Source organism: Clostridium sp. (genome assembly GCF_026168755.1).
Lineage (GTDB): Bacteria > Bacillota > Clostridia > Clostridiales > Clostridiaceae > Clostridium.
Genome location: NZ_JAPFDR010000099.1, coordinates 1 through 2517 on the forward strand (window position 1 = coordinate 1; position 2517 = coordinate 2517).

Sequence of the window (2517 nt, forward strand, 5' to 3'; positions counted from 1 at the left end):
AAGTTTTTACTGTTTGAGCGAATAGCGAGTTTAAAAACTTTAGCCAACTTTACGGAATCAATTATATAAATTCTAGGCGAAAATTTCACAGTTCCCGTAAAATAAATATTTCATTTTTTCGCTTCCACGTGACGAACAATATTATTCGAAGGTGTCATGAATTAGTAGGTCTTGTTTTTTTAGTGTAAATTTGAATATAACACTGTTTTCACCATTATTTAATGAAAAATCACTATTATGAAGTGTTAAGATTCTCTTTACAGTAGCTAATCCAAGTCCATAACTATTTTTAGTTCTATCACCAGATTTATCAAGTCTATAGAATTTCGCAAAAACATTATCAAGTTCTTTAGCAGGAATAGTAATTCCTTTATTTTCAATTGAAATTAGATACATTTTTTCACTTTCAATCACAGATATAATAAGCTCATTTCCTCTAGGAGTATATTTTATTGCATTAGATAACAGATTTTGAGTAACTCTTTCTAATGTCATAATATCGCCCTTTACATATGCATAATCAGGTAAATTAAATATAACTTTTAATTCTTTATTTTGTAGTTCTAATGAAAATCTTTTTACCATACCTTGAAGCAATCTTACTATGTTAAATGATTCTAAGTTTAGATTAATAGTATCTGATTCAAGTTTTGATAAATCAAGCATATTTGTTAATAGAAGATTCATTTTAGTTGCTTCATCTATTATTGTTTCAAGATAGACTTCTGCATCTTTACCAGAAACAATTCCGTCTTTTAACCCTTCTGCATAACCACTGATTATTCCAAGTGGTGTTTTTAAATCATGACTTACACTAGACACAAAGTCTTTTCTCATATTTTCAAGGTTTCTTTCCTTTTCAATATCTCTTTCTAATTGATCATTTTTTTCTTGTAAGGTTTGCAGTGAATTTTCAAGGTTTGACGATAAAAAGTTAAGTGTGCTAGCTAAGTTTCCAATTTCATCATCAGAATTAACCTCACATTTAGCATCAAAATCAAGAGTAGACATTCGTTTAGCAACATTATTTAAATCAATAAGAGGTTTGCTTATTAATTTTGAATAGATTTTAGATAAGAAAATAGCTAAAATCAAAAAGCCTATGAATAAATAAAGATAAAAACTTCGAATTACACTTGATGCTTCTTTTATTGGTTGAACAGATGATACTGAAATAAGTATAGAGTCATTTTCATTTTGAAGAGACATTGATGATACTATGCCTATCTTTTTATAAGAGCTATATTTATTAGTAAAAATAGTACTTTCAATTTTATTAGTTGATAAAACTTCTTCAATTAACTCATTATCAGACAATAATTCAGAACAAAAATCTGTAAGCAATTTAATGTCTTCAATATTATTTTTATCAAAGTATGATAAATATTCAATAGTACCATCTAAAGAAAATATGGCAATACGTGAGTTGTTTTTTTCTTCATAGTTTAATAAGGCATTACTTAAATTATTTGTATTGAAATTTTGATAAGAATACAAAGTTTTAATTCGTTTAACATCTAATATCAATGATTCAGTCTTTTTTGATAAATAAAATTCTTCAAAAAACATATTTTGAAATAAAAATGTAAGCAAAAATACCATTGATATAAGACCAAAAGTTATTAATGTTATTCTTTTTGAAATACTATTTTTCATTTTGAACTTCAAATTTATACCCACTTCCTCTAACAGTTACAATATAGTTAGCTTTTTCCCCAAGCTTTTCACGTAATCTCTTAATATTTGTATCTACAGTTCTTAAATCACCATAGTAATCTATTCCCCAAACATTATCTAGTATTGTATCTCGACTTAATGCTATTCCAATATTATTAGATAAGTAAATTAAAAGTTCAAACTCCTTTGGCGAAAGTGTCAAGGATTCGTTATTAATTTTTACTTCATGAGCTAATTTATTTATAATTAAGCCATTATAGTTTTGAGAAGGATTAAAGTCATCTTCATCAGCAACTGTTCTTTTTAATAAAGCTTTAATTTTGGCAATTAATATCTTAGGAGAAAAAGGTTTTGTTACATAATCATCGGCACCCATCTCATAGCCAAATAGCTTATCCTCTTCTTGACCTTTAGCAGTTAATAGAATTATAGGAAGATTAGATACGGTTCTAATTGTTTCTAATACTGTTATTCCGTCAATTTTGGGCATCATTATATCTAAAAGTATAAGATCAACCTTATTATTTTTAAAAACAACTAATCCTTCATCACCATCAGAAGCCTCTAAAACATTAAAGTTTTCTGTTTTTAGATAATCTCTTAAAAGAAATCTTATTTTTAATTCATCTTCGATTATTAATATTGTTTTATTCATAATGCCTCCTTTAAAAAATAGTTTAGTATATAAAAAATAATTTGTTTATAAATTGCAATAACAAATTGAACTAATTTCTGTTTATGACTTAAATACTTGAATTTACTTAGATTGAATAGATTTTATCTAGATATATTTCAAATAGTTCTTCTGGAGTTTTATAGTTTAGTATTCTCCTTGGAAGA

Annotated in this window: 2 protein-coding genes; both read right to left on the reverse strand. The window is 26.1% G+C overall.

Going from position 1 to position 2517, the window contains the following annotated elements:
• Window positions 1-141: 141 nt before the first annotated feature.
• Window positions 142-1668 carry a HAMP domain-containing sensor histidine kinase gene (locus tag Q0Y03_RS15335; RefSeq protein WP_363318758.1) on the reverse strand — a complete coding sequence of 509 codons (1527 nt, stop codon included), beginning with the start codon at window positions 1666-1668 and terminating at the stop codon, window positions 142-144.
• Complete coding sequence (locus Q0Y03_RS15340) at window positions 1646-2332, reverse strand: response regulator transcription factor (protein ID WP_297714652.1); 687 nt, start codon at window positions 2330-2332, stop codon at window positions 1646-1648. The genes Q0Y03_RS15335 and Q0Y03_RS15340 overlap by 23 nt, the downstream gene beginning before the upstream one ends.
• Window positions 2333-2517 lie beyond the last annotated feature (185 nt).

Excerpts from the sequence above, each read along its gene's own strand:
- Q0Y03_RS15340 (WP_297714652.1), bottom strand. The coding sequence starts at position 2,332 with ATGAATAAAACAATATTAATAATCGAAGATGAATTAAAAATAAGATTT.